At 39.1% G+C, this 26,828-nt stretch carries 20 protein-coding genes and 3 pseudogenes; 7 read left to right on the top strand and 16 right to left on the bottom strand.

From position 1 onward, the window contains the following. Positions 1–296: 296 nt before the first annotated feature. The 5 genes and pseudogenes from AC1D7X_RS24870 to AC1D7X_RS24850 all read right to left on the bottom strand — a co-directional run bounded on the left by AC1D7X_RS24870 (position 297) and on the right by AC1D7X_RS24850 (position 5,180). Positions 297–719 carry a hypothetical protein gene (locus AC1D7X_RS24870; RefSeq protein WP_495458791.1) on the bottom strand — a complete coding sequence of 141 codons (423 nt, stop codon included), beginning with the start codon at positions 717–719 and terminating at the stop codon, positions 297–299. Between the two features lie 183 nt (positions 720–902). Then, on the bottom strand, positions 903–1,256 hold the full coding sequence (locus AC1D7X_RS24865; protein WP_495458792.1) for a DUF7674 family protein: 354 nt from the start codon (positions 1,254–1,256) through the stop codon (positions 903–905). A gap of 139 nt (positions 1,257–1,395) precedes the next feature. Further along, complete coding sequence (locus AC1D7X_RS24860; RefSeq protein ID WP_495476358.1) at positions 1,396–1,695, bottom strand: hypothetical protein; 300 nt, start codon at positions 1,693–1,695, stop codon at positions 1,396–1,398. Between the two features lie 639 nt (positions 1,696–2,334). Beyond that, positions 2,335–3,432, bottom strand: a complete 1,098-nt coding sequence (locus tag AC1D7X_RS24855) for an FtsW/RodA/SpoVE family cell cycle protein (RefSeq protein ID WP_495476359.1) — start codon at positions 3,430–3,432, stop codon at positions 2,335–2,337. A gap of 399 nt (positions 3,433–3,831) precedes the next feature. Then, positions 3,832–5,180 (bottom strand): annotated as a pseudogene (locus AC1D7X_RS24850) (IS3 family transposase). A 535-nt stretch (positions 5,181–5,715) separates the two neighbouring features. Here AC1D7X_RS24850 and AC1D7X_RS24845 point away from each other — a divergent pair. From AC1D7X_RS24845 to AC1D7X_RS24830, 4 genes are all read left to right on the top strand, one after another. Then, positions 5,716–6,228 carry a hypothetical protein gene (locus AC1D7X_RS24845; protein ID WP_495476357.1) on the top strand — a complete coding sequence of 171 codons (513 nt, stop codon included), beginning with the start codon at positions 5,716–5,718 and terminating at the stop codon, positions 6,226–6,228. A gap of 192 nt (positions 6,229–6,420) precedes the next feature. Beyond that, on the top strand, positions 6,421–6,603 hold the full coding sequence (locus tag AC1D7X_RS24840; protein ID WP_495454682.1) for a hypothetical protein: 183 nt from the start codon (positions 6,421–6,423) through the stop codon (positions 6,601–6,603). A gap of 746 nt (positions 6,604–7,349) precedes the next feature. Continuing rightward, positions 7,350–7,778, top strand: coding sequence for a VOC family protein (locus AC1D7X_RS24835; RefSeq protein WP_495476356.1), 429 nt, complete (start codon positions 7,350–7,352; stop codon positions 7,776–7,778). Positions 7,779–8,034: 256 nt separating this feature from the next. Next, on the top strand, positions 8,035–9,900 hold the full coding sequence (locus AC1D7X_RS24830; protein ID WP_495454680.1) for an LTA synthase family protein: 1,866 nt from the start codon (positions 8,035–8,037) through the stop codon (positions 9,898–9,900). A gap of 127 nt (positions 9,901–10,027) precedes the next feature. Here the strand turns inward: AC1D7X_RS24830 and fabF are convergent, their stop codons facing one another. The 6 genes and pseudogenes from fabF to AC1D7X_RS24800 all read right to left on the bottom strand — a co-directional run bounded on the left by fabF (position 10,028) and on the right by AC1D7X_RS24800 (position 16,191). Next, positions 10,028–11,263, bottom strand: a complete 1,236-nt coding sequence (fabF, locus tag AC1D7X_RS24825; protein WP_495454679.1) for a beta-ketoacyl-ACP synthase II — start codon at positions 11,261–11,263, stop codon at positions 10,028–10,030. 26 nt (positions 11,264–11,289) lie between these two features. Continuing rightward, positions 11,290–12,309: a ketoacyl-ACP synthase III gene (locus AC1D7X_RS24820; RefSeq protein WP_495476355.1), complete on the bottom strand. Its 1,020-nt coding sequence runs from the start codon at positions 12,307–12,309 to the stop codon at positions 11,290–11,292. 216 nt (positions 12,310–12,525) lie between these two features. Then, positions 12,526–13,512 (bottom strand): phosphotransferase enzyme family protein, encoded by a 987-nt coding sequence (locus AC1D7X_RS24815; protein ID WP_495476354.1) that lies wholly within the window; start codon positions 13,510–13,512, stop codon positions 12,526–12,528. Between the two features lie 211 nt (positions 13,513–13,723). Next, a pseudogene (locus AC1D7X_RS24810) lies at positions 13,724–14,276 on the bottom strand (formylglycine-generating enzyme family protein); the annotation flags it as partial. Positions 14,277–14,386: 110 nt separating this feature from the next. Beyond that, a complete protein-coding gene (locus AC1D7X_RS24805; RefSeq protein ID WP_495476353.1) occupies positions 14,387–15,277 on the bottom strand; it encodes a TauD/TfdA dioxygenase family protein in 891 nt (296 codons plus the stop codon). A 29-nt stretch (positions 15,278–15,306) separates the two neighbouring features. Next, on the bottom strand, positions 15,307–16,191 hold the full coding sequence (locus tag AC1D7X_RS24800) for a TauD/TfdA dioxygenase family protein (protein ID WP_495476352.1): 885 nt from the start codon (positions 16,189–16,191) through the stop codon (positions 15,307–15,309). Between the two features lie 424 nt (positions 16,192–16,615). On the opposite strand from AC1D7X_RS24800, the pseudogene AC1D7X_RS24795 reads away from it, so the two are divergent. Both AC1D7X_RS24795 and AC1D7X_RS24790 read left to right on the top strand, forming a co-directional pair. Beyond that, positions 16,616–17,384 (top strand): annotated as a pseudogene (locus tag AC1D7X_RS24795) (ABC transporter ATP-binding protein). 39 nt (positions 17,385–17,423) lie between these two features. Then, positions 17,424–18,248: an ABC transporter permease gene (locus AC1D7X_RS24790; protein WP_495476351.1), complete on the top strand. Its 825-nt coding sequence runs from the start codon at positions 17,424–17,426 to the stop codon at positions 18,246–18,248. 322 nt (positions 18,249–18,570) lie between these two features. Here the strand turns inward: AC1D7X_RS24790 and AC1D7X_RS24785 are convergent, their stop codons facing one another. The 4 genes from AC1D7X_RS24785 to AC1D7X_RS24770 form a co-directional block, all read right to left on the bottom strand. Continuing rightward, entirely contained in the window at positions 18,571–20,232 is a 1,662-nt protein-coding gene (locus AC1D7X_RS24785; RefSeq protein WP_495476350.1) for a M56 family metallopeptidase, read from the bottom strand. Then, complete coding sequence (locus AC1D7X_RS24780) at positions 20,229–20,588, bottom strand: BlaI/MecI/CopY family transcriptional regulator (protein ID WP_495454670.1); 360 nt, start codon at positions 20,586–20,588, stop codon at positions 20,229–20,231. The genes AC1D7X_RS24785 and AC1D7X_RS24780 overlap by 4 nt, the downstream gene beginning before the upstream one ends. 1,865 nt (positions 20,589–22,453) lie before the next feature. After that, entirely contained in the window at positions 22,454–23,188 is a 735-nt protein-coding gene (locus tag AC1D7X_RS24775) for an AAA family ATPase (protein ID WP_495476349.1), read from the bottom strand. Between the two features lie 275 nt (positions 23,189–23,463). Then, entirely contained in the window at positions 23,464–24,180 is a 717-nt protein-coding gene (locus AC1D7X_RS24770) for a stalk domain-containing protein (protein ID WP_495454668.1), read from the bottom strand. A gap of 152 nt (positions 24,181–24,332) precedes the next feature. On the opposite strand from AC1D7X_RS24770, the gene AC1D7X_RS24765 reads away from it, so the two are divergent. Further along, positions 24,333–24,827: a hypothetical protein gene (locus tag AC1D7X_RS24765; RefSeq protein ID WP_495454667.1), complete on the top strand. Its 495-nt coding sequence runs from the start codon at positions 24,333–24,335 to the stop codon at positions 24,825–24,827. 454 nt (positions 24,828–25,281) lie between these two features. Here AC1D7X_RS24765 and AC1D7X_RS24760 read toward each other — a convergent pair whose 3' ends face one another. Further along, the gene (locus AC1D7X_RS24760) at positions 25,282–26,772 is read right to left on the bottom strand and encodes a transposase (protein ID WP_495476348.1); all 1,491 of its coding nucleotides are present in this window, start codon (positions 26,770–26,772) and stop codon (positions 25,282–25,284) included. Positions 26,773–26,828 lie beyond the last annotated feature (56 nt).

The following is a 26,828-nucleotide window of genomic DNA, read 5'->3' as shown; positions in this document are numbered from 1 at the left end:
GGATGGTTTCAGGATACATGGTTCCGTCATTCCCATCCTCGGTTGTAAAGTTAGATTTCATTTCATGAAATCTCTGTTTTTTCGCGCTGTAAAGCGCTTATACAGAACTTGTCATACTGTCCCGTTAGTTCAATCAATTATCTTCCAAAATGCTATCTACTCAGCTTTAAAGGTGATTTCCTTACTCATTAACTTTTACAAACGCCAACATTTCATTAACGTACTCTCGTGCTTAAGCGAGTATAGAAAGTCCTAGATAGAGTAACAACAAACTTACAGCTGTCGATTTCAACTGGTTACCCTTCCAATTCTTCGCGTTTCTTTTCCACAAGTTCGTTCACATCAAACATCTCTATTGGACCAAGACCCCTTTCGTTCAACTGTTTCTGAATATCAATGTTTGAATCAAGTTTTTCAATGGTTCCCTTTTCTGTATCCAGAAGTCCATACTCCGTTTTACTATCATAATCGACTCTTTTGTAAAGCACATAGACAGCATTCCATCCGACTTTTTCTACACTAGGTTCAACCACTTGTGGGGAACCATCAGGTTTTTTTTGGATAAAATTAAGCCCAGGGTTGCCCCCATATAAACGATACTCGTTGGGCAAAATGAGAATTTCTGGCTGACCATCCCTATAATCATAGACTGCTGATTGAATACATCCTGATAAGGTTAAAATTATTATGGGCAACATAAACATAAAAAACTTTCGCATTTATTAGTCCTCCTACCAAAACGAAGAATTTAAAATAACTCATTGGAATTAGCGATTTGAATGAGCAACAACGGTTTATGCCACATACCATTAACTTGAGTTGTCTTTCAAAACTGCTTCATGTGTAGAGCAATTACCTTGAATTTAAGTTCGTGATGTTATTGAGCAATCCTGCCCGTTAGCTTAATCAAGGAATCCATAAGCATTCTCTGATTTTTCACAAAGTTTCTTCGTTATTTCTCCCATATTAGCTTTCAATTTCTCAATTAGTCCTCTTTCAATTATTAATGATTCAAGAACAGATACTACTAACACTTCCTGAACCCTTTCATTACTTAAAGCCATTTCTTCAAGAAAATTAAAAATACTTTTTCCAACAATTCCCTCATAATGAGTCTTTATTATGAACGGAGTAACCACAATACCAAATATCACGTGTGGTAAATCTTCCTGAAGCCATTCAATTTCCTCTTCATAGTACGGCTTTATTTGTGGTACTTCAGCTAATAATCGTTTAGTTAAGTCTTCATACTCCAAATTAATTCACCCCAAATAGTCCTTAAAAATGCTATTGTTTCAAGTATAGCTTAAGATGAGTTTCCGTACTAACCTGCCCGTTAGCGTAACGAAGGGCTGCTGTTTGGCTGCCCTCATAAAATTAAACTATCGTTACCTGTTAGCTTAATAAGGGGGTAATTAAAATCAACAAAAATGAAGCACCAGTCAGTATAAGAGTTGACGTCTTGGATAATTTCTTTATTCTCTTCCCAATATACCATCCTGAATACTGTAACTTATTGCTATAAAGAACAAAAAATAAGTTTATTACTGCAATCCATGTTAACCAGCCATACTCAATGTTCTTTAAGTTAAAACCAAGCGTTGAATAAGCATAGCCCAACAAAGCACCAAACAACCCACCAAAGATTGATAATAATATAATGATACGTAAAACTTCCAAAAAATGAAACTTCATTTAATTCCCCCTCACTGATAAGGTACTCATCACACATATGTCCTAATCTGAAATGGTCATTGATTTAGTAATCACCTTTAAATTGGAATAACTTGAGTTTTACTCTAAAATTCGTTATTGAGTTAGGAATACCTCTATCTGCTAAAGATAACTGCCCGTTAGCGTAATGGAGCGTTACCAGGTAAGGACGATAAAGTGATTCGAGTATACTCTGATGGTCGTAAAATGGAAGTCATTAGAGACGGAAATGGAAACCAGGAAGAGATCAAATTGGATGACCCCGAAAAATGAAGTAAATCGAAGAAAAACCGTGTTTGGCATGTTGGCCAAAACTCGGTTTTTTTCATTGTTCCACGGAACGCTAATCGGCTGTCACAGTCCAATTCGGCTGAATTTGGAGATCCGGAAGCCAGACATATTCACAAAACTAGTAATTTTGGACATATGTCTTATGAAGCTTGCGATAAGTGGATATCTATGTAAGACAATTATAAGACCACAAAATGAGGTTCAATGAGGTAATTTATGTGATATCGGTGGTTGAGGAATTTAAGGTAATAAGATGGGGCATTAAGGACTGTTTTGAACTGTGTCCCGATGGATTTGGTGTTTTCATGCCTTATGATAAGAGGGAAGATCTTAAGAACTTACCTTATAATTTCGCAATTGAATGTTAATCACGAAACCTAAACTAACCATATTAATTAGTAAAGAGCTTCCTCCAAAACTAATAAAGGGTAATGTAATTCCGGTTAAGGGCATTAAACCTATAAACATACCTATATTTTCAAAAATTTGATAAAGAAACATAGAGATCATTCCAATTATTATTATTGATCCTTCACGTCTTTTGCACTCTAATGCAATGATGATCAATCGATAAATGAGGAAAAAATAGAGTAACAGAATTACCGATACGCCGATAAACCCAAATTCTTCTGCTGCTACAATAATGATAGAATCTGAATAGGTATACGGCACAAATCCAGATTGAACGGAAGTACCCTTCATGTACCCTTCCCCGAACATTCCCCCAGATGCAATTGCTATCTTAGCATTTTGGGTATGATAATTTGCATCTTTGCTAGCTTGATCAGGTAAAAGCCATGGATCTAATCGATTTAAATAGTGTTGTTTATTCGTACTACTTAGATATGATGAAATCTGATCGTGAAACGCAATGTATGATTTAATTCCTATAAAGAGACAGGCTGATATAAGAATCAATATAATGATGGTATGTGTGTATTTTATATTGCCTATCCACAGAACTCCTAGCAGTATGATCAAATAACAAAGGGCATTTCCCATATCGTTTTGCTTTATAACTATCCCAAAAGGTATGAATGTTAGTAATGAGAGAGGTATAATATTCTTCCAAAAGGAAAGTTCCATATTATCTTTCTGAGTTAGTAATGCAGAAAGAGAGATGATAAGAACAAGTTTAAATAATTCAGCTGGCTGAATATTAAGGCCAATTACCGGGATTTTAATCCATCCTTGTGCCCCATTCATTGAATCTCCAATAAATAAGGTTAAGACAAGAATTAATATACCTCCAGTGAATAGAAACCAATGGTACTTAAGAATGATTTGATAATTTATAAAAGATACTCCAAAGAAACATATAAATCCCAAAATATAATAAAATATCATTCGTTTATCTGATCCTTCAAATTTAGGCCATGCTGAGATTCCACTACGAATTAGGACTATACTAACCATCATAAATAACAATAAAATTACAACAATATACCAATCAGCATTTTTCCATTTACTAAATATCCAAATCTCCTCCAAAGTTACTATAAGAGAATTCAACTTTAAGTATTAATTACCGTTACATTTACTAGAGTTCACATCCTTCAGTTCACAATATTTAACGGTATCAGTATTAATAACGCTAAATATATAAAAAGGTTATAAATATTCTAGTTTTTCTCAATTTATACTCTTAAAAGTTGCAATGAATGGTCAGGGTACCTATCGACGCGAGCTTCTTACAAAGCAAACCCGATTTCGGGCAAATTTCGTCCCCAGCTCCGACTTCCTCTTTCGGATCGGACGCAAAAAAACGTCCTCTGTTCGCATACTGAACTGTGACCGTATTTGTGGAAAGTTTGAAAAAGAAGACCTTTAAGAGGCAGTTAATAGGTGACTCCTAAATTCATCGGGAGTCATTTTTTTTAATGCCCATTGATATCGTTCGGAGTTATAGTAGGCGATATAATCACCAACCCTTGTTCGCAACTCAATGAGGGTCATACATGACTTGTACTCCAAATCATCCTTCATATGGCCAAAAAAACTCTCCATGGAGGCATTATCCCAGCAGTTTCCTTTCCGTGACATGGACTGGATAAACCCAGCTTTGTGTACGAGAAGTCGGAATTTAGGATGAGTATAGTGCATTCCTTGATCCGAGTGCAAAAGCGCCTCTGGATGAATATTACCGTCCAGTCGCTCGAGTAGTTTCTCCAGTGTTCGTTTTACAATTGGCATTGCCAATGATGAAGAGAGGTGGTGGGCTAGAATTTGTCTCGTAGCTCCGTCTTTCACCACGGATAAATAAGCACATTGTCCATTTCCATAATGTAAATAGGTAATATCCGTCAGTAGGACTTTCTCAGGCTCTCCTTGGTCGAATTGACGCTTCAATAGGTTAGGACAGGTTAAATGTTCTTGTGTGGCTTTCGCCATCTTACGGTAGGGATTCGCTTGTCTAATCGTGGCAACAAGCCTATATTTCTGCATTAATCTTCGGATCTTTTTGTGGTTCATGATGATCCCATTATTTCGTTCAAGCCACATCTTAACGACCAACGCCCCAGCCTTACCATCTAAAGCGTCAAATTGTTTCTTAATAAGCCAAACGTCACGCTCATCTGCCTCCTAACGTAGTTGCCTGGATTCTTCAGCCGAAAGCCAGCGGTAATATCCACTTAAACTCACACGGGCTAACCTGCACAGGTAACGTGTCATTCGTTGTAGGCCATGCTTACGAAGGGTATGGTTGATGATTTGAAAGCGCTCGGAGGACGTTAACGTTTCCTCTGCATTTTCTGCTTTTCGAGCGCCTCCAGCTTTTTTAAAAAGTCGTTCTCCATCTCTAGTGACTTGATTCGTGCTTCCGCACGTTTAAGCTTTTCCACCGTAGAAAGTTCTCCTGCCACTTTTCTGCCGGTAGATCCTTTTCCTCGTTGCTCCACAAGTAATCCGGCTTCTCCATGGGTATTGTATGAATTACGCCAACGACTTAGACAATGCTTGGGCTTATTACGGCCGATAACATCCAAGTCAAATCCCGCTTCAAGAGAAACTTCCATTGGGGTTTGACCTTCCTTGTAGGCTTTAAGCGCAGCTAGCTTAAATGTAGACGAATACGTAATACTCTTCTCCGTCACATTCTCCACATTTGGATTCATCTCTAGCTGTCTGATCTCATTTTCGTTGAATATCTTTGAAGTGCCTCGCGTTTTGTTCATAGCTTTTCCCCCGCTTTTTTATCCATTAGTTCGATTAAAACACAAATGACCCGCAAGAGGGTCACTTTTTTCAAAGTTTCTATCTTACGGGTCACAGTTCATACCTGAACAGAGGACGTTCTTCATTTATCGTAGAATTGCTTTAAATGACTATGGTGATTTGTGCTGAAGATGGTCAGACATGTTCACAAAACTAGTATTTTTTGTACATATGTCTATTCTTTTTGGAAAAAAACTTGTTCCTAATAGTATGGGGGGTGGTTATTGTATTATCCGTATAGAAAGGTGGGACATAGAAATAACTTTTTTATGTACTCATCTCAGGCATTGGAATACAACCTCATCTGTCCACTCTCCTAAACCGTGAAATATTGTTCTCATATATCATCAATGATACTATAATATAAATTAGAAATATTATATATTTTATATAATGTTTTCTAAATATGACTTTTTCGAATCTTTTAACTTTTTAGAATGCGAGGATTGAAAATAGGAAATAATTATTGGTATAGAAAAGAAAGGTGGAAAAAACATGTTTAAAAAGCTAGTTTTAGCAACTTCTGCAATAATGTTTATTTCAGGAGTAACCCTAACTGCGAATTTATTAGCGGATCCTAGTAATAATGGTATTTCCTCGAGTTCAAAATTAAGTGCTCCAGTAGAGTCATTAGCGAGCCCTAATGGTACTGATATTCGCTTAGGTCCAGAATTAAGTGCCTCAGAAGAGTCAGAAATAGATCCAGATCTGAATGTAGATCCCAAAACGGTTAGCATAGGATCGAAACCAAGTGTTACAGAAAAGGTAACAAATTCTACTGATAGTTTGGGTTCAGAACTAAGTACTGCTGAAGAGACTAGAGGTGTGCCTCTCTCAGATCTTAGAGACATAGATGAAATTGTTACGCACTATGGTAATTTTGTCCGAACAAACGAGCAAACTATCTTCGATGAATCTCAAATTGCACGAGAACATAAGAACATTGGTCCAGAGACAATGCAAATAATTCTTGATTACGGAATCTTTTTACGAAAAGAAGAATCTTAAATTTTATAAAGAAGGAGCAGTTGTCATCGACAACTGCTCCTTCTTTATTTTTTTAGTTACTCTACATATCCATTTCCAGATATAGGACCTGTACCGATATTGAACTTCGATGGCATAAGTACCCGCTGGGACCTGATTCCAAATTACTGTAGCATTAGCCCAATTTTATATTTCATTACTTCTTAAGTTCCTGTGGAATCAAAGGAACTCGATGCAGCAACGAAGGCTTCTAAAGAGGTTAAAGTAGCTGTTGAACAAGTGGCAACTGCTGCTTTGATGGAGGTTCCTAAAGACACGATCGATGTGCTTCCTCTAACAGCTATCATTATTCCTGAAGTGTTTTTAAATTCGGATCCAAACACTCTCAAAACATAAATCGTTATTGATTTGTAAAACAATACGGACAACTAGATGAGCCCATTTGGGTAAATAAAGAATCATTAGAGTTGATCGATGGATATAGAAGATATTTGGTTGCTAAGCAACTAGAAATGCCGAGTGTACCTTTTGCCTATCGCTAACTATGCTTCATTTTTAGTTTGGCTGAAAATAAAAGTTAGATTCTTTAAACCTACCGTCACTAACGTTCCGGTTCCGAGCAGCTCACAGACGAGAATGACCTCTTTCATCTCATCGATTTATTACTCTTCATGAAGGTTGTGGACAACTTAGGAGACGTGCCAAATGATCCACAAATTCGTTAAACTAAGGGTACCTTGCTACGCAAGCTTTTAGATCGAAAGCAGTCTCCCCACGCCCACCCCTACTTTAAGGTGAACTGGAATTTTGTGTTGACAACTACAACCCAGGATGGTAAAGCCTTGCGAGTTGGACACAGTTCACCTTATCCCGACCAGTGTATCAATTCTGGACTTTAGATGACACCGATTGATTGATTGATTGGCTGCCATCTAATTGGGAAAAGGTGCGTATGGATATGATCCTGCCGTCATGCATCGGGGAACGGCTCCCGGTATTGTATCCTACAATACGCCTACTAAAAGTTAATTTATGTATTCAGAATCTATGGATATATTGGTTTTTCTACTAGTAAATGATATAATCATAAATGTAAAAACAGGAAAGTATTAACAGCAAAAATCAACCAAGGAGTGAAGGAAATGGCCATTGATGTGTACATTAATTTTAATGGGAATTGTCGTGAAGCCGTTACATTTTACGCAGAAGTATTTGGAGCAGAACAACCACATATCATGTCCTTTGGAGATACACCACCAGATCCAGCATTCCCTCTACCAGAAGAAGCCAAGGATTTAGTTATGCATGCAAGATTAATTATTAATGGAAGCACTGTTATGTTCTCAGATGTATTCCCTGGTATGCCTTTTATTGTAGGAAACAACATTAGTCTCTCTATTGTCAGTAAAGACATCGATGAGGTTAAATCTTTATTTGATAAGTTAAAAGAAGGCGGCAAGGTCGGGATGGAATTACAACAAACATTCTGGAGCCAATGTTACGGTAGTGTCATCGATCAATTTGGGATTGAATGGCAATTCAACTACGACAGTGGAGAAACAGTTATGTAAATAATGAATAATAACTTTCCAACAATACACAAAGGATATGGAACTCCCCTATGGGATATAATTCCATGTCTTTTCGTTTAATAATTCCCGCATCTATTTAATTAATCCATCTGAGATATCGCTAACATTACCAATCTTTTCTATATCCCCATTACATAATTCCAGAATTCTATCATTTCACATGACAGTCTAGTTGATTTCCATTGCTTCTAGTAATAGAATGAAATAATCTTAATGAAAAGGATGCGCGAAAGCAATGTCGTTTACTGTCCCACGCAAGCTTAGTATAAGGTCATTACTCTTTTTCACTATAATCATGCTAGCAAAAACTTATTTTGCCTGGTATTTTCTATTTGAAGATGGCCCCTCTTGGAATACATGTCTTAAAGAAGTCCCCTTTATTCTGCTCGTATTTTGTTTAATCGAATGGTTTGCTACGAAACGAAAACTCGCTGTTTATATGACGGTTAATCTACTGATTACCATTTTGTTCTTTTCTTTAATTATATATCATAGTCATTTTGGTATTATTGCTACCTTCCAAGTGTTTGAACAAGTCAAACAAGTTGGAGCAGTTAAGAAGAGCATTTTTTCAGTTATTCATCCACAATATATACTTATCTTTTTGGATATTATTATTATTGGTTATGTCATGTTCAGACGTCAAAAAGCACTTGTATGGAAGAAAGCTATGTCACATCAAGCGAACCATAAAGTGCTTGTCTCGTTATTCTGTATTTCCATTGTATTATGTTCATGGAGTATTTTCCCTAACCGTGCAAGTATGAACGAAACGGTAAAAGCTGAACAAATGGGTCTTCTTAATTATGAAGCCTACTCTCTGCTGGCTCACCAAGAAGAAGAACCGATTGTTTCTTCTAACATTACACAACATGTAATTAATGAGACCAAAGGAATTACAGCCTCCGTTAAACCTGTCTTATTTGGAGCTGCCAAAGGAAAAAATCTTATTATTATTCAAATGGAGTCTTTTCAGAACTTCTTAATAAACCTATCCATTGATGGACAAGAAATAACACCTAACATGAATAAGCTCGCGGGAAGCAGTTACTATTTCCCACGTTTCTACCAGCAAGTTGGACAAGGGAACACTTCTGATGCCGAATTTATCGTGAACACTTCGTTTTATGTTCCACCAGATGGTCCTGCAACACAGCGATACGTAGATCGGGAGCTTCCAAGTTTACCGAAACTACTTCAAGAGCATGGTTATGACACTGCTACGTTCCATACAAATGATGTTGAATTTTGGAACCGTGGTGAGCTTTACAGTGCATTAGGATTTAATCGTTACTATGACAAGAGCTTCTTCGGTGAAGAGGATTCGGTATTCTATGGATCTTCTGATGAAACGCTATATGAGAAGACGGCTGCCCAGCTAGCCATCATGGATCAGAAAAACCAACCTTTCTATTCACACGTGATCTCTATGTCATCACATAATCCATTCTCGATTCCAGAAGAGAAATATAAAATGACTCTCCCAGAGCGATTCGAAGGTTCTTTTTTTGGTGATTATATCCGTGCTGAGAATTATGCTGATTATGCACTTGGTCTTTTCATTGATCAGCTCAAGGAAAACGGAGTTTGGGATAATAGTGTAATCGTCGTATACGGAGATCATCGTGGTCTTCCTATCTTCTCTCTAAAAGACGAAGATACAACGTTATTACAGGAAATCCTTGGTCATGAATATTCTGAACGTGAATTGATCAATATTCCATTGATTATTTCATCTACTGGCATTACAAAACCGAGTGTTATGGAACAGTTAGGCGGTCAAGTTGATATATTGCCAACGGTTTCGAATTTGTTAGGCATATCCCTTGATGATCATATACATTTCGGACAAGATATCCTGAATCAAACAAGTTATAACCTTCTACCTCAACGCTATTATTTACCTACTGGCTCATTTGTAAACAATGAAGAACTATTCTTGTCAGGTAGCGGATTTGAGGACGGACAGCATTATACATTAGCAGGTGATGGTGTTAAATCGCTTAAAGCAACTGAAAGTGAATTTGAACGTGCTCTTGATCTCCTTCACTTGTCAGATAGCTACGTGACACAATTGCCTGAAAGAGATGTAGAGAAATAACGTCTATTATCCACATATCAAACATCAAACAAATCCCCTATAAGGTCTCTCTTTACGACTTGAGAAACCTTATAGGGGATTTTTATATTGAAATTCTGCAAAATAGCGTACTGCAATATGTCCTCACTTATACTTTTCGAAATACAACAACCGCATTGTTCCCACCGAACCCGAATCCATTGGATAACACGGTCTGAATCTTACACTCTCTTACCTCATTCGGTACATAATCCAAGTCGCATTCTGGATCGGGCGTCTCATAATTAATGGTTGGTGGAAGAACTCCCTCCATTAAGGCTTTGACGGATATCACAGCTTCCAATCCTCCGGCTGCACCAAATAGATGACCCGTAGATGCTTTGGTTGCACTTACCTTCAACTTATACGCATGACTGCCAAATACTTTCTTGATCGCCTGTGTCTCTGCCTTATCTCCGAGTGGTGTTCCTGTTGCATGGGCATTTATATAGTCCACTTCTTCTGGTAATATTCCGGCATCCTGTAATGCAGCATTCATGGCTCGAACAGCTCCCATTCCGTTGGGGTCTGGAGCTGTTATATGATAAGCATCTGCCGACTGACCGTATCCAATCACCTCAGCTAATATAGTGGCACCTCTACGCTGTGCATGTTCCCATTCCTCCAGGACCAATACCCCTGCACCCTCCGACATGACAAATCCATCCCGATTCATCTCAAATGGACGACTGGCTTGTTGTGGATGATCGTTAAACGTAGACATCGCCTTCATGTTGCAGAATCCTCCGAAAGCTAGCTCATTAATCGGAGCTTCCGCTCCTCCAGTAATCATCACGTCAGCCATCCCATTCCTAATCAGATGGAAAGAGTCTCCGATCGCATTATTCCCCGAAGCACAAGCATTAACAGGTGTGTTGTTCGGTCCTTTTGCTCCTAAATGAATAGATAACTGAGCGGAGCCCATATTGGCAATCATCATTGGAATCAGAAATGGACTGATGCGTTTCGGACTTTTTTCGAGCATTGTTTGATGATTATCCAATGTCGTCTGAATGCCACCTATCCCTGTCCCAATACTAACGCCGACACGATGTGCATTGGATTCGGTTATCGTTAAATTTGCATAATCTACAGCCATTTTACCTGCAGCGACAGCAAATTGAACGAAACGATCCATATGCCGTAATTCCCTTTTATCAAAAAATGATTCAGGATTAAAATCAGCTGCCATCCCAGCGACCTGAGTAGTGAAACCTGATGGATCAAAGCTTTCTATGCGTGATATCCCCGACTCCCCTCGAATAAGTCGATCCCAAAAGGGGTCAATCTGTGATCCAAGTGGCGAAATGACACTGATTCCGGTAACTGCAACACGTTTTTGCATATATGAACACTCTCCTTTAATTTCAATTATAAATCGGTCTCTGGTTCATGAACCTGTGGGTGTAGATACCAGTTAAGCAATAAACCTGCTTGTGTAAGTCCTGCGCCAAATCCGTAGATTAGGATACGCTCCCCATCTTGGATCTTACCTTCACGAATACCCAAATCTATAGCCAGTGGAATGGTAGCCGCTGATGTATTACCGAAATTCACTAAACTGTAAATCGTTCGTTCAAGCGGAATCTCCGTCCGCTCGCAGATCGGTTCAATAATACGTAAATTGGCACTGTGAGGAATAAACCAATCCACATCATTTATGGTTAGAGCGCTTTTCTCTAGAAGAGCTTTGATCCCCTCAGGTACATTTCTAACAGCCCAACGAAATACTTCCTTCCCGTTCTGTACAAGTGCTCCAGTATTACTAAGATCCACTCCATTCAACTTCTCAGCTGTACCATTTAAATATACATGAGCACCACCGATCCCTTCGGTCTCATGATGGTACGCGACAAAACTTGTATGTTCTGGGTCAGCTTCCACAAGTACAACGCCAGCACCGTCACCGAATAAGATACAGGTTGAACGATCCGTATAATCGGTAATTTTGGACATGGCATCCGCACCAAACACGAGAACTTTACGATGTAATCCGGATGCCACCATGCCGTCAGCTACGTGAAGTGCATATGCAAATCCTGCGCAAGCGGCACTGAGATCAATAGCTCCAACGGAACGAGAAATTCCAAGTTTGTCTTGAAGCAAAGCTGCTACGCTGGGAAAAACAAAATCTGGTGTAGAAGTCGCTACAAGAATGAGATCTACATCTTTCAGAGATTTATCGTATCTTCGCATTAAGTCTTGCGTAGCAGATACGCACAAATCACTTGTATATTGATCTGGTTCACTGATGCGGCGCTCTCGAATGCCCGTACGTTGTACAATCCATTCATCATTTGTATCTACTAACTTTTCTAAATCGAAATTGGTCATTCTTTTGACGGGTACATAGGAACCAATGGCAGTGATACGTGCTTTCGATTGCTCCATTATCTCACGCTCCTAGTTGTTATCTGGTATTAGTACCTGATACTATTTTTTATAATAACACATAATCATCCATTTTAATACTGTTTCCAATCGGGATAGATACTACTATCGAAACTAATGGACATAAGCAAAAAACTCAGCATGTGAGGTGCTGAGTTTTCGACGAGATGATTATTTTTTACAAACATACCGTTCAATTTTCATGTATCTTCGGAATTACCAAGGCTCCCGAAAGCCCTGTCTCCTGTTCTCAATTACGCTATTGAATTTAATCTTTAGACCCTCATACCAAGATGGAGCATCCTCAATTACGGTATCGCTATTCTCTAAGGACCATAACAATCTCGAGAACCCATACAGATTAGCGAACCTTTTAAATTTAGGCAAAAGGCTTAACTCTTCGTCATCTACCGTCATGATTGAACGATATCCTTTTAAGAAATCCTGTATACATTGTGCCGAATGTGAATCATGATTGTCATACAGATCAGCGAGCGTTGTGATAATATCCATGGCATACCAGTGGTACATCATATCATCGAAATCTATGACTTCGAACCCTTGTTTACTCTCATCAAAGAATACGTTGTCCAATTGAAAATCATAGTGAATTAATCCAAAGCTTTCTTCCGATGTGGGTAACGATTGGAGCCATTGTGTCAATCTCTTCAGTTCTTCCATTGCATCATGCTCTTGTGGATGTTTACGCAACACATTCTCAATATCTTGTAATATATCCTGCCAACTCTTTCTTCTGACATGTGCCGGTTTATATAATTTAGATAGAGTATGAAGGGTTGCTAGAGATCTTCCCCAATTTTCACTTTGTATTCCCGTTAAGTTATCATCCAAGGGTATTCCTTTAGCTGCGCTAAAAACAACGGCATAATACGACCCTTCCGCAGTTGTTACTGACTCAATCATCTTATCCGCTTTGGATGCAATAGGAAATACACAGGGGAACTCATGACTTCGTAAGAATTCCATGAAGTCAAGCTCTGCTATGATATTCTCCAGGTTGTTCTCCTGTTCATACGAGAACCGCAAGAAATATGTATCATGGTTATGTTCAAAAATATACACAAAATTACTACTCGCCCGCCAAAATTGTAATGATCCTTCCTCATGTTCCCACAACTGAATCAAACGTTGGGCAACGGTGTCCGAAGATAGGCCTGTCACCATATTTCTCAGGTTCATCATTTTTCATATTTCCTCCCGCTACTTTCGAGAGGGACTAACTTATTCAACAATTAGCCCTCTCCCCAGTATGTAATGTTGATTATTTTCACTTTTCAACACACCTCACCCCTTCCAGAATGTTCGAATGATAACAAGCTACTTACAATACATATATTACCTTCGCTATTGTTCAATAGATGTATAAAGAATTGTTTTATTTAAAAAATCCGCGTTATCGTAAAACATCAGCCACACATCTAAATCCCATATGTCCCGTGGAGCTATCGATCGTATTGAATGTGCGTGCTGCTATCCGATATCGGTTACAGTACGAACGATGGCACAGATAGGAGCCCCCTTTGATTAACTTAATCGAAGGGTCTAGCAAGATGTTGGTCGCATCAGACGGTTGATTCGAAAAAGATTCCTCACTCCATTCCCACACATTCCCTAACATATTATACAGTCCAAATGCGTTGGCATCATAACTGTCTACTGGAGCAGTACCTACGAATCCATCCTCGCCACTATTCGTATGTGGGAATTCCCCTTGCCATATGTTACAGTGATGTTCGCCATCTTCATGGAGTTCATTTCCCCATGGGTATTTCCTGTCTATTACGCCACTAGAGGCAGCATATTCCCATTCAGCTTCCGTAGGTAGCCGTTTACCAGCCCAATTTCTCAGCATCTGTCTCATAGCCTGTCTCCTCAATGAAACGTGCAAATTGTTCGTTCGTTACAGCATATGTATCCATATAAAAGGAAGGAATGTACACTTCTCTTCGAATTTGGTTTCGAGACTTGCATCATGATCACACTCCATAATTAAAAATGAAAACTGCCGATTATTATTCGGCAGTCCGTTATAATATGTTGTATTAATTAATACTATTTACTTCTGTTTACTTACCAATTTACTTGCTTCATTATGTTGGTTTACAGGGATGTTCTTCCCTACCGTCACACGACGTACAACACGGCGTTCTTCATAATCTGCAATCGCATAATGTTGTGTAGCTAAGTTATCCCAGATGACGACATCCCCTTCTGTCCATTGCCAACGAACTGTATTTTCTAGACGCTCAACGTATGAGTTAAAGATACTACGTATTTTTTCAGATTCACTTGTACTGAATCCTTCTATTTTACTGACAAAACCACCTAACAGTAGATGCTTTTTCCCAGTTTCAGCATGGACATGCACTACAGGATGTCTCGTCTTAAACACAGTGGATTCAAAACTTGCCCGGTATTTCTGAATATTCTCGTCATCACCCAACTTACTTGGGCTAAAAGCAGCATAGTCGTACTCATTCGTGTGAATTGCCCATAAATCATCTGCTAAAATTCTTAGTTCTTCAGGCCGATCTTCATAAGCTGTGTTTGTGTTCGCCCAGACCGTATCTCCTCCTACGGATGGAATCGTTACACCTCTTAAAATAGAGTATTTTGGCACTTCCGGTACGAACGTTACATCCGTATGCCAATGGTTAGCTTTAGCACCATGAATAGAATCCAACTCGAATATCGCACTCGTATTATCTTTTACAGGTACTGTTGGATGAGCATATAATTCACCTAATCGTTTGGAAAATTCCTCTTGGCTTGCGTCATCTAAATGATTCTGTCCTTTGAAGAACACAACTTTGTGTTCCTGGATCGCTTGCTGAATTTCATTAAACACTTCTGGATCTAACTCCCCGCTTAATTGAACCCCTTGAATTTCGGCTCCAATACGCCCTGCTACAGGTACCACTTTTAATTGCTGTTGTTGTGTTGTCATTTCATGATTCCTCCTCATTTTTATTTGGATTATTTTTTCAAAAGAAGTGCACTTGACTCATTATGTTGATTCTTCGGTACGTTCTTACCTACGGTCACACGACGCACGATACGTCGTTCTTCATAATCAGCAATCGCATAATGTTGTGTAGCTAAGTTATCCCAGACCGCCACATCGCCTTCAGTCCATTGCCAACGTACTGTATTCTCTAGACGTGTCACGTAAGATTGATAAACGCTGATTAAGCTTTCAGATTCACTACTTGAATATCCCACAAGTTTCCGAGCAAAATTTCCTAGAAGTAAATGCTTCTTGCCGCTCTCCGCATGTACATGAACAACAGGATGTTTGGTATTGAACACCGTTGATGCGAAAGAATTCCGGTATTTCTCCTCCGCTTCCTCATCTGTTGCTTGGTTAATTGTCAATTTGGCATAACCAAATTCATTGAAATGAATTCCCCATAGCTCATCCGCTAGTTTTTTCAAACCTTCAGGTAGATCTTCATAAGCTGTATTCGTATTGGCCCAGACCGTATCACCACCCACGGAAGGAATGGTTACACCTCTTAGAACGGAGTACTTCGGCACTTCAGGTACAAATGTAACGTCTGTATGCCATTGATTGGCTCTTGCGCCAGAATGTGAAGCAATCTCTAAGATCGAACTTGTATTATCTCTAACGGGTACGGTCGGATGAGTGTATAGCTCGCCTAGTAATGTCGAGAACGCCTCTTGACTCGCATCATCTAAGTGATTCTGTCCTTTGAAGAAAACTACTTTGTGCTCCTTTATTGCCTCTTTGATCTCATTGAACACCGCGGGATTTAACTCTCCACTCAATTGAACCCCTTGGATTTCTACTCCGATACGACCCGCGACAGGAACTACTTTAATTTGTTGTTGGTTTGTCATTGTTTTTCCCTCCAGAATATTATTTTTTGCTTCATCTCACATATCACATCTAGATAGCTAATTTTGAAAGAAAAAAAAGAGATTCAGCAAAAGGGTATGAAGCCCTTTTACCGAATCTCTGACCGAACAGTCGATTCTTTTCTTTGGTTTAATAAACTACTTGAACATGATGTAGTGTGGGTGTGATGTTGAATTGAACGTATCAAAACAAGGTCAGAAATAGTCTGTCAACCATTAAATTTATTATTCCCATGAATTTAGTTGGTATTAGGTATTGATAATGATTTAAATTCATGCTAAATTATAGCCAGTTCCATAAATCACGTGAATCCACTAGCCAACTAGAGATTCAGTAGAATGATGTTTCTGTCATTTTGCTGGATCTCTTTTTAATTATATATCTCTGGAAGGGTGAGAAAGATCCATGGTATCCACATTAGAAATTGCACAAGTCAGCAAATCTTTTAAGAATGATAATGGGAGTGTTCATGTCCTCGATCAATTAGATCTTTCGGTGAAAGACGGGGGAATTCGTAACCATCATCGGTCCAAGTGGCTGTGGTAAGAGTACATTACTCAAGCTCATAGCAGGTCTAGATTTAGACTTTCAAGGTCACATTGAAGTAGGGTCTCAAGAAGTTCACGGTCCCTCCAAGGACAGAGGTTTTATTTTTCAAGAACATCGCTTATTTCCTTGGCTAACGACGGAGAAGAATATTGCGAGCAACCTATCTTTGAAGGATCCGAATGTTCGCCAAAGAGTGGACGATCTCATTGCTCTCGTGAATTTAAAAGGATTTGAAAAAGCATATCCACGCCAATTATCCGGTGGGATGTCCCAACGCGTAGCGATTGCTAGAGCACTACTTCGAAATCCAAAGATTCTCTTGTTAGATGAACCTTTTGGTGCATTGGATGCTTTCACACGTTCTCATTTGCAGGAAGCTTTACACGACATTTGGGAAAGTAATAAAACAACGATGGTACTTGTCACGCATGATATTGATGAGTCTGTCTTCTTATCATCTAGAGTCGTTGTTATGGATGCGAAACCAGGTCGCATTAAAGCTATTGTGCCGATCGATCTTCCGTATCCTAGAACAAGAGCCAGCAAGGTTTTCCAAGAATACAGAACCGTAATTCTAGAACATCTCGATCACAAGATCGATGAGAAGGAAGATTTCAGTATATAAAATCCAAAATATATTTATATAAAAGAAAGGAACATGTTCATGAGCACAGTAGTACTTACGCAAAACAAAGAAAAATCGGTTAAGAAAAGAAAGCTGACGACGACCCGAGGAATCATTGTATTCCGTGCGTTATTTCTACCCATCTTGGTGCTGATCGTCTGGGAAATATTAACCCGAATAGACGTGTTGCCGTCCCTATTATTCTCATCTCCCTTCTTGATCGTTACACGAGGCTTTGAATTAGCTGCTTCAGGGAAACTGTGGGATCATATGGAGATCAGTCTAATCCGTGCTTTACTAGGCTTCTTATTAGGAGGTTTACTCGGATTACTATTCGGAATTCTGGTAGGGATGAACAGCCGATCTGAACACTATTTAAACCCTACTCTGCAAATGGCTCGTACCGTTCCTTTACTAGCGATCACCCCCCTATTTATCCTGTGGTTCGGGTTTGGTGAGCTATCCAAAGTCCTATTAATATCCCTAGGCTCATTCTTCCCATTGTACATGCAAGCCTTTCTCGGCATAAGAAATATCGATAACAAACTGTTTGAAGTGGCCAAAGTCATGGAATATAATCGTTTCCAACAAATCACGAAACTGATGTTACCCTCCGCACTGCCCAATATTCTATTAGGTGTCCGATTGTCATTAAGCGTCGCATGGATGTGCTTAGTCGCAGCTGAACTATTAGGTGCAGACCGAGGGATCGGCTTCATGATCCAAGATGCCCGATCCTTCATGCAGACAGATACCGTCTTTGTCGGCATTATCATCTTCGCCCTTGCAGGTAAACTCTCGGATTCATTTGTTCGTTTCTTGGAGCAGCGATTATTGAAGTGGCAGGATAATTTCAAGGCTTGAGTTGTGGGGATGTTGGATGGGTTTATAGGAGGGGAGTAAAAGACAGCTCCTTTTCTATATTATTATACGAATATTCTTGTTCTATATGGATTTTCGTTGTTAATCGAACGTTTGTTTTGGTTTCTTTATGATGCTTGGTGATGGGTTTCGTCATGGGATTTTCCGTTGACGTGAGGAAGGCGGTCGTGCTGATTATCACGAATGTTTCACTGTCATACGCCGCCGACCTTAATCCAAGTTACGAACGCTTTACAAGCAATAGTCCATCGATCAAACCAGAAGCCTGTATCCGCGCCTTAAATTTAGAGATCAGTAATTCCCTTTATTTCGTTACCGTAAAGATCGTATCATTTTCTTTAAGATACTTTATTCTTTCCAAATAATCTTGTTCTGCTTGAGTTTCTGTTAGTATATCATTGGAAACTAACAAGTCATAAAATGATTTCAACATCTGTGCTGATATAGGCATGGGATGTCTCTCGGAAGTAATCATCATTCTTTGACCGTCAATCAGGACAGAAGCTATTCTTTCAGCCTGAACAAGCTCAATCTGTACGCCGTTCCTGTCCATTACAAAATACATTTCCTTTCCGTTTGCAAGCACTAACTGTTGTACTTCTGTCCCGTTTGCCAAGCGACTCTGCATTTCTTTTATTGAGTAGCCCGGATTCGGATCATTTATCAAAAGCCAGTTAGCAAAATCTGTTGCGTCGACACCTTTAATTTCATATTTTTCCCAAACCATCCCCTTGTCCTTGCTAATCATTATGGAGTTATCATTCGTTACATACAGATACATCTCGTCGTCAATATATACTGCCTTATAATTTGAAGCGATAAGGTTGTCGATCAACTTCGGCACATCCAATTTAGTAAATGTTAAATCAAGCGGCATTGAGGCAGTCTTGGATTCGCCTTGGCTTAAAGCAGGTGTACGTTCTACCATAGATTCGACTACTGGGTTGACGAAACCCGGGGCCGCTTCCGTTTTGTCCAGTGCAGAAGTAGCAAAGATCGTAACGATACCGGATATAATCACAATAGCGAGCAGCATCGTTGTGATCGAGGCTTTCTTGGTTTTCATAATCGATATAATCCTCTCTTCGGTTGGATTTTTGGAAAAATTACTAATCATTGGGGACAACCCACTTTTCTTTTCTTCCAAACGTACAAGTGCCATGGCATAAGCAGGCTTCATGCTTTCTCCAAATGTCCATATGACCGTTTCATCACAGGATAGCTCGATGTCACGGTTGGCAAAGATGTACATGACCCACACGAAAGGGTTGAACCAATGGACACACACGCCAACAGTAAGCAACCATTTTTTAAGTGTGTCAAATCGCTTGATGTGAGTAAATTCGTGGGTAAGAATAAGCGTAAGTTGTTTTTCATCATTATAATCTAAATTTTTCGGCAAGAGTACAATAGGCTGAAAAATACCATAGGTAAGCGGAGTCAAAATTTTATCTAATTTCCGAATTTTTATCTTTCGCCATAAAGAGTTTGAATTCTGCCAGTTACTGATAAAGTCACTTTTAATAGGTAACGACATTTTGTAATTATTGCGACACCTTAGATGTGGGATGATGAAATACAAAGCGCATAACGTAAAACCAATAAGCCAAGCCAATATAATAAGTGATATTTGTGAAGTTATCTGCAGTGGTACGGTTGGTATAGTCAAATTGTCTGTTATGAGTGGCATGACAACCGTACCACCTTCTAAAAAGGATGAACTTTCCGTTATGGGAGTTACCTCTTGTACTGTAAATGTCCTCCTTAAATAGTTAACCACCGTAAAAATGCTAAACTGCGAATGAACAGAAACAGGTACTATCAGTTGGAATAACGCAACACCCCAAAGGAATATAAAAGTTATTTTGGGCAACTTGTGAATGAGCACGGAACGACAGAACATAACCGCAAGAATAAAGATTGAAGTCGAAAAACTTAATTCAAGTAACGACATCCCCCACTTCATTTCAAGCTCTCAATAAGTTGTTTTAAGTGATTAATTTCCTCAGTTGACAGCCGTCTCTGTTCCAAAAGTGAAGCAATCAACCTGTCGGGGGCACCATTATACATCTTGTTTATAAGTTCTGTTGTTTCGTGTTCTTGCGCCTGCTCTCTTGTAACAAGCGCACGGCATACGAAATTTGGCTCTTGCCGCTCAATCACCCCTTTATCAATGCATCTTTTGATGATGGTATAGGTCGTTGTCTTGCTCCAACCGACTTTTTCCTTTGTAATTTCTGCAATTCTCTTTGCGACGGTATCGCCATCTCTCCATAAGATTTCCATAATATTAAGCTCGCTGTCGAAAAGCTTCATAACCATATGAAAGCACCTCATTCATTATTATTCTATTGTAGTAGAACCACGTATTCACATTCTACTACAGTAGAATATTTTTAACTAGAGCGTTCTACCATTACTACATCATCTCACCTTTAAGGGCAATCGAAATTCAGGATAAATTGCACTAATGTCCGTTTGTGCATACATTCCGATTAAATAGACATGTCGAAACTCTAATAACAGCGAGGGTTTACATATGTTTTGCGCAAAAAAAACGATAATTTCAAAAATGGGATAATTAAATCATAGAAAAACCGCCTTACATTGAAGACGGTCAATTCTGAACTACCGTTACCTGTTAGATGAAGAAGAAAATTGAAGCGTATTCCACAAGATACTTATAATTAGAGTATTATTGCCACTAAAGCAGAAAATACAACTACAAAGATCGGAATAATATATAAACATTGCCTTTTTCTTTTAGGAACAAGAAATAAAATAATAATTATCATTAAAGCATATAATATTTCAGTGCCAAGCATATAAACATAGTTCCCCTTACTTATAAGAACATTTTCGTATTGCATGAATTTTTCATAATAGTTTACTGTAGAAAGATAGACTTTATATCCTTCAAATGCTATCGCTGAAATTGGAAACGCTGTAATAATACTGGAAATTAAGTGATTAGCATGAGAATACCAAATTATATAGGCTGGGATCGTTGATAGTAATGCAAGGATGCACCAAAAAATTATATATTTTAATGGAAAAGGTTCAAGTACTAACATTGTATATATGTAGTACGAAAGTAACATTGAAATAAGGAATATAAAAACACGTGTTGCCGCTAATTTAGGCGTGTAAGAATATACAGCTATCAAAGTGGAAATAAATATCCATATTCCCCAATTGCCTTCCGATGTATCCTAAAATTGAAATTTCATTAGGCATTATGGGTGAATCGAGTATTTTAGCAACGAAACCCAATGTAATTCCTAAAATGGATGAAAATAAAACTGAATATGCTATTTTCTTTTTGCCTACTCTAATATTAGTACGACGTATTCTATTAAATATTAAAAACACACTCATAAACAACCATCCTTCGGAAGTTCGAAACATATTGTTACATCTGACAAAGATGGTATTTCCACTTGCTATTTTTCAACAACCCATAGCCCGTTTGAAATACTATAACATACTTAACATTACCGGTTTTACCAATGGTTAGATTCTATACAATGGCGACCAATTCGAGGTTAAAGGCGCTAGCGAATTTCAGCGTATCCCATACTAAGTGGGAACGGTGTAGATCCAATGTAACACAATAACCGCTATAATTACAGTTATTAACAATACGTATATAAACGTCCCTATTTTAGCGATGCATTGATAGACCGAAAAAGACGCCTTCAAACCCTTCCAATGTACGATTAAGGGCATTTTATCCAATCCCATATCTAGGTAATCTTGTGTATCGACGTGAGGAAACGACAGGAACTCTTACAGAGTCAGAACTATAAAAATTCGCAGAAAAGCACAAGCAGATAATCAAACTTGTTACCTTAAATGCTCATCCTGCATTAGTGTCTGACGAAGATTTCGAAGCGATTCAAATACTCATGCGTAAGAAGGGGACGCATAAAAGTAACGGTAAAGAAAGCCTACTTTTCCTATATCGTTGTTTGCCCCCACCACCCAACCTCTCGGCTAGGAAATTGACGATCTTTGGGCATCTGTCTATAGATTTGACATAAACAAAGAAACCTGTCATATCTCAACTATTGTGATTCAGAACCATCATTGTTCAGTACACTACATGACTTGTCTGCCTGTCCTTATACTTTCTTAAGCAAATGTGTAAATCCAAAAATAGAGACTCAGTCATTTGATGGTATTAGTTAATCATCTTCACCTTCAGGATCTAAATCCGTGAATATCTCATCTAGTACTTTCTCCCTATTCTCGAGAAAACGTCTTGTGATGATATAGTGCAACGTATCTTCGTATCGAATTTCTGCAACAGGATGATCATCGAAGTTTAATATCTGTGCATCAGGGTAACCGAGAAGAATCGGAGAGTGTGTCGCTATGATAAACTGGGCGTCATTCCCCAAATCCTTAATGATACGTAATAATGCCAATTGCCGTGCTGGTGAAAGAGCTGCCTCTGGCTCGTCGAGTAAATAGATTGCCTTTTTCCCGAAACGATTGTTAAAAAGGGACAGAAAAGCCTCCCCATGCGATTGCTGATGTAAGGATCGCCCCCCATAATTCCCCAAACTCTCTGGCATTGTATCCAGATGTGAAGCAAAGTGATAAAAGGTTTCAGCCCTAAGAAAAAATCCATTTGTAATCTTTGGCATCCATGACAAACGAATATGATCACCCAATCCAGATTGGGAAGCGTCTACCTCATAGGTATTATTCTTACTACCACCTGCCGTATTAAAGCCACATTGATAGGCTATTGCCTCCAAGATCGTTGATTTCCCCGAACCATTTTCTCCAACGAAAAACGTGACATTCGACTTGAATTCAAGCGTGTTCAGATTCTTTATAGCTAAAATAGAAAATGGATATTCGTTATAGTTAACCTCATTTTTTCTCATCATCTCAAGACTTCGTAAGAACAAAATACCCTCTCCTAACCATTCTTCTACAATTCAGAAAGTACAATAATTGTAACATATTGACCTTCTTTTGTTGTAGCAATTAGGAATAGTCGTCAAATCCAGCGTTTCAGACGGGATAATCGCTCTAAAGTTGCGTTGACCATACAAACTCAAAAAACAGACATTTGCCATTTGCTTTCTATGGCGCCTGTCTGTTTCTTATATATTGGATAAACTGATCCTTAATTTTGAATAAGATCATTCAGATTACGGAAAGATACTCTTCTATCACTTATCTAATCATTAATTGGTATATCTGAACTCGTTCCGTCATTCTTCACAAGATATAAGTAAACTTTATTATCTTTAGGATTAACATAGGATATCGAATACATATACAATTCATTATTTTTCCATTCAATATATAAAAAAGCTCCAAGTTTTTTATTAATCAGACCGTCGTGATCAATAGCCTGATCATCATTAACAGGAAAATAATCTTTACGATTATAATCAGGCGTTTTGAAATATTCATATTTCCAATAGGAGTCACTACCATTTTCTGAATCGCTATTATGTGCTATCTCAAATTTTTCACTAAATAATGCTTGTACCTCTTCTTTTGTTAATCCCAATTTTAGTTTCTTTTTGATTTCCTTCATTTTCTCAATTACTTTTTGATCTTTTTCTTGAACTTCTCCAGCAATAGGAACGGTTGCCTTAGTTTCAGTAACTGTTGTTATTGCAATGGTTTTTGTATCCTCATTCCACTGAACTTGTCCACCCATTTTCTCCACAATTGCTTTTGCAGGCAGATAAGAAGTGTCATTGAAAAAAATCGGATCCAGTGCAGTACCGTTATTGTCTTTAGGTATCCAAGTTTTACTGTTTATTGTAAACTTGATACCGTGATCTAAGTAAGCTTGGATATTTTCCACACTTCCGGCTGCAAATCCAGTAGCACCAAATACCAAGCTGCAAGCAGCTATGACCGTAATTTGTTTCCATTTCAATTTTATTCACCTTCCTCTTATAAAAATTTTCATCAAGTATTTCGTTGAGGTTTTAAGGATATAATCAATATTACCATATAATTACAAATAAAAAAACGAATAATGCTGATTAAAGTCCACATTCTTCCTCTATTTAATTCAAAAATATCGAAATGGAGATGATTAGAACGAAAAACATCATATTATACTTGATATTAATAGTGTTTGTTTCTTCTTGTTCTACTGAGGCTAGTCTGAATGGAATTGAAAATAAGGAAACCTCAGATTTAAGTCTTATTAATATTTCACTATATCGTGCTGATTCTCATAGAGTTCAACCCGAACTTATCATCGCTGAAAGTGATCCAACAAAAATAAATTCAGCATTAAAATGGGCACAAACTGGAAATTATATAAATATACCATCTGTAAAAGATATTAATAGGATTTATATCCTTCAATTTCAATATAGTACCGATACTAGCACTGAGAACATGTATTATATGTATGTTACAGATAAAAATAAAAATCAATTTCTCAAACAAATTAACAGTAACCAAATTACTGATCTTGATGTATACAATCCAACGGTAAATGATCTAATTTTAAAAAAGGTAGGATTGGATGAGTGGCTATACGTTTCCCCGTCTACTTTATTGTTAGGGTAAAATGTAACATATTCTTACCCTATGTCGATTAGCATTAGATATTATTGTCTTCCGACAGATTCCGTGTTGTGCAGTACAATTGATACGAACCTACTTGGGACGCTAATAAGCGGTGTTTAATGAGATATGATTGTTGTCATTCGAAATTTGTAAACGTCCCGGACTTGACTCCGCGGCTAACGGTACAAGTTCTTGTCCATTGTCGGCTATTAAAAAAACCGCGCCCAGCGCGGATTCCATTAGGTATATGTTCCTGTCCTCTCAGCTACCAAGCTTTTGAGATAGAGTAGATTTGCCCGATCCCCCTGATCCAATAACTAATATTCGGTTCATATTTCCTCCTTTTTATCTCGTCAAGCATAAACGGCTTCGCCGTCCTTTAGAGGCGATGAAACGTTTAGCGTTGAAATATAATTCTATTTATAAGTACTGGACAGTAAAAAGTTCTACAGCGCTAAGAAACCAGCAAATCGCGCTCCACATCAACATTTTCCTGCTTGGATTTAATTATTTTCGTTATGGATAAATGCGGGTTTTGAGCAAACAAGCGAAAAATAGACTTGCGTAAATAAGCGGCAACGCTGGCCTCTGAGACTACGGCATGGGAGGGCGTTCGCAGATAGCGGAAAAACACCCCTGACGCCCGGCCTGAAAAACGCAAGGCAACCAGTTGCAGGAGTCCCATCGCAATGCACTGGCACATCACGAATCCCTCAATCGCCTGAATCGTTTTTTGGATGCGTTGCCGGTCTTGTTCGTTCGTGACTGCTTCCAGCGGATGAGCTTCCTCTTTTTTCAAAAAACGGTTCAGCTTCGGCATGGACTTGCTCCAAAAGCGGTAGCCGAAGACGCCGATCACCTGCTTCATTTCCCGAATCGTGCACTCGATCTTGAAGCGATAACCGTACAAGCGGATGATATCTACGGCTGCTAAAGTCAGATCGGTACTGACCAAAATGGAGCAGCGGCCCTGATGAACCACCAGCACAAAGCGCAATTCCTGATACAAGCCCTGGGCCCAAAGCAGATCCTGGCACAGAAATTGAACCGTCTCTTCTTTGCCGTACAGCGGAACGGTCGCGGTTTGAAAATCGGCAGTACGAGTTGTGAACAACGCCTTGAGTTTGACCGATTTTCCTTTTTTCGGCGGTCGGCCACGTCCCGGCTTCTTCGCAGGGGGGCGTTCGTAGGCAACCACGTTCGATTTGGCTTTCGTCACCAGATGCATGCGGGTTTCCGAAGCAAGATGGCACGCGTTCAGTCGCTCCAAGGCCGGAACCGATAAGAAGTACCGATCCAAGAGCAGCAAGGCTTGACCGAAGCCTTTTGCAGCCTCGAAGCCTTGTTCAATCATCTGAACGACATGGGAAGGCGACTCTGGTTCGCTCTCTGTTTTCTTCCATTTCAGAATGGTTTTGACGCCGTCTTGCAGATTCATAAACAAGGGCAAGCAGAACCATTTCCGGGAATCGCCGACCAGAATGCCGATGGCTCCGAACAAATGACCAAAGATATAGTCACCCTTAGAGACATTTTCGGATTCCTGATGGAGTTTCTTGACCCCTGGCATCCGGCGGCCTTCCTTGGCCTGCTTCATGCCGTCGCCGACGAGCACCACGCGATTCTGAATCACCAGCAACGGCGCAGACTGACGAACGACCTGAAGCCAAATCCGCCGCAACGCTTGCGGCGACCAGGCAGACGAACGGAAGAAGTGGATCAGCGTCTCGTAGCAGCGGCCATTCAGCGAGAGATCTCGAATCACGGAAGTCACACCCAGATGGTCGGAGCGCAGCATAAAGCCGATGACTAGAACGACGAACCATTCGAACGTGGCTTGTCTGGAAAAGCAGGAACGGAAAGGTTGTAAAAGGGTATTCAAGTATTTGAGCATATAGGTATAGTCAATCGCTCGGAAATGGGGTAAACTGCTTTTGTAACCCATTTGGCAATTATTCCTTTCGTGTGAGAACTAAAGGATACCATAATTCGCTCGATTGG

The organism is Paenibacillus sp. Y568 (assembly GCF_059445545.1).
Note: the sequence above shows the minus strand (reverse complement) of the source record. Positions and strands in the feature narration are given on the sequence as shown.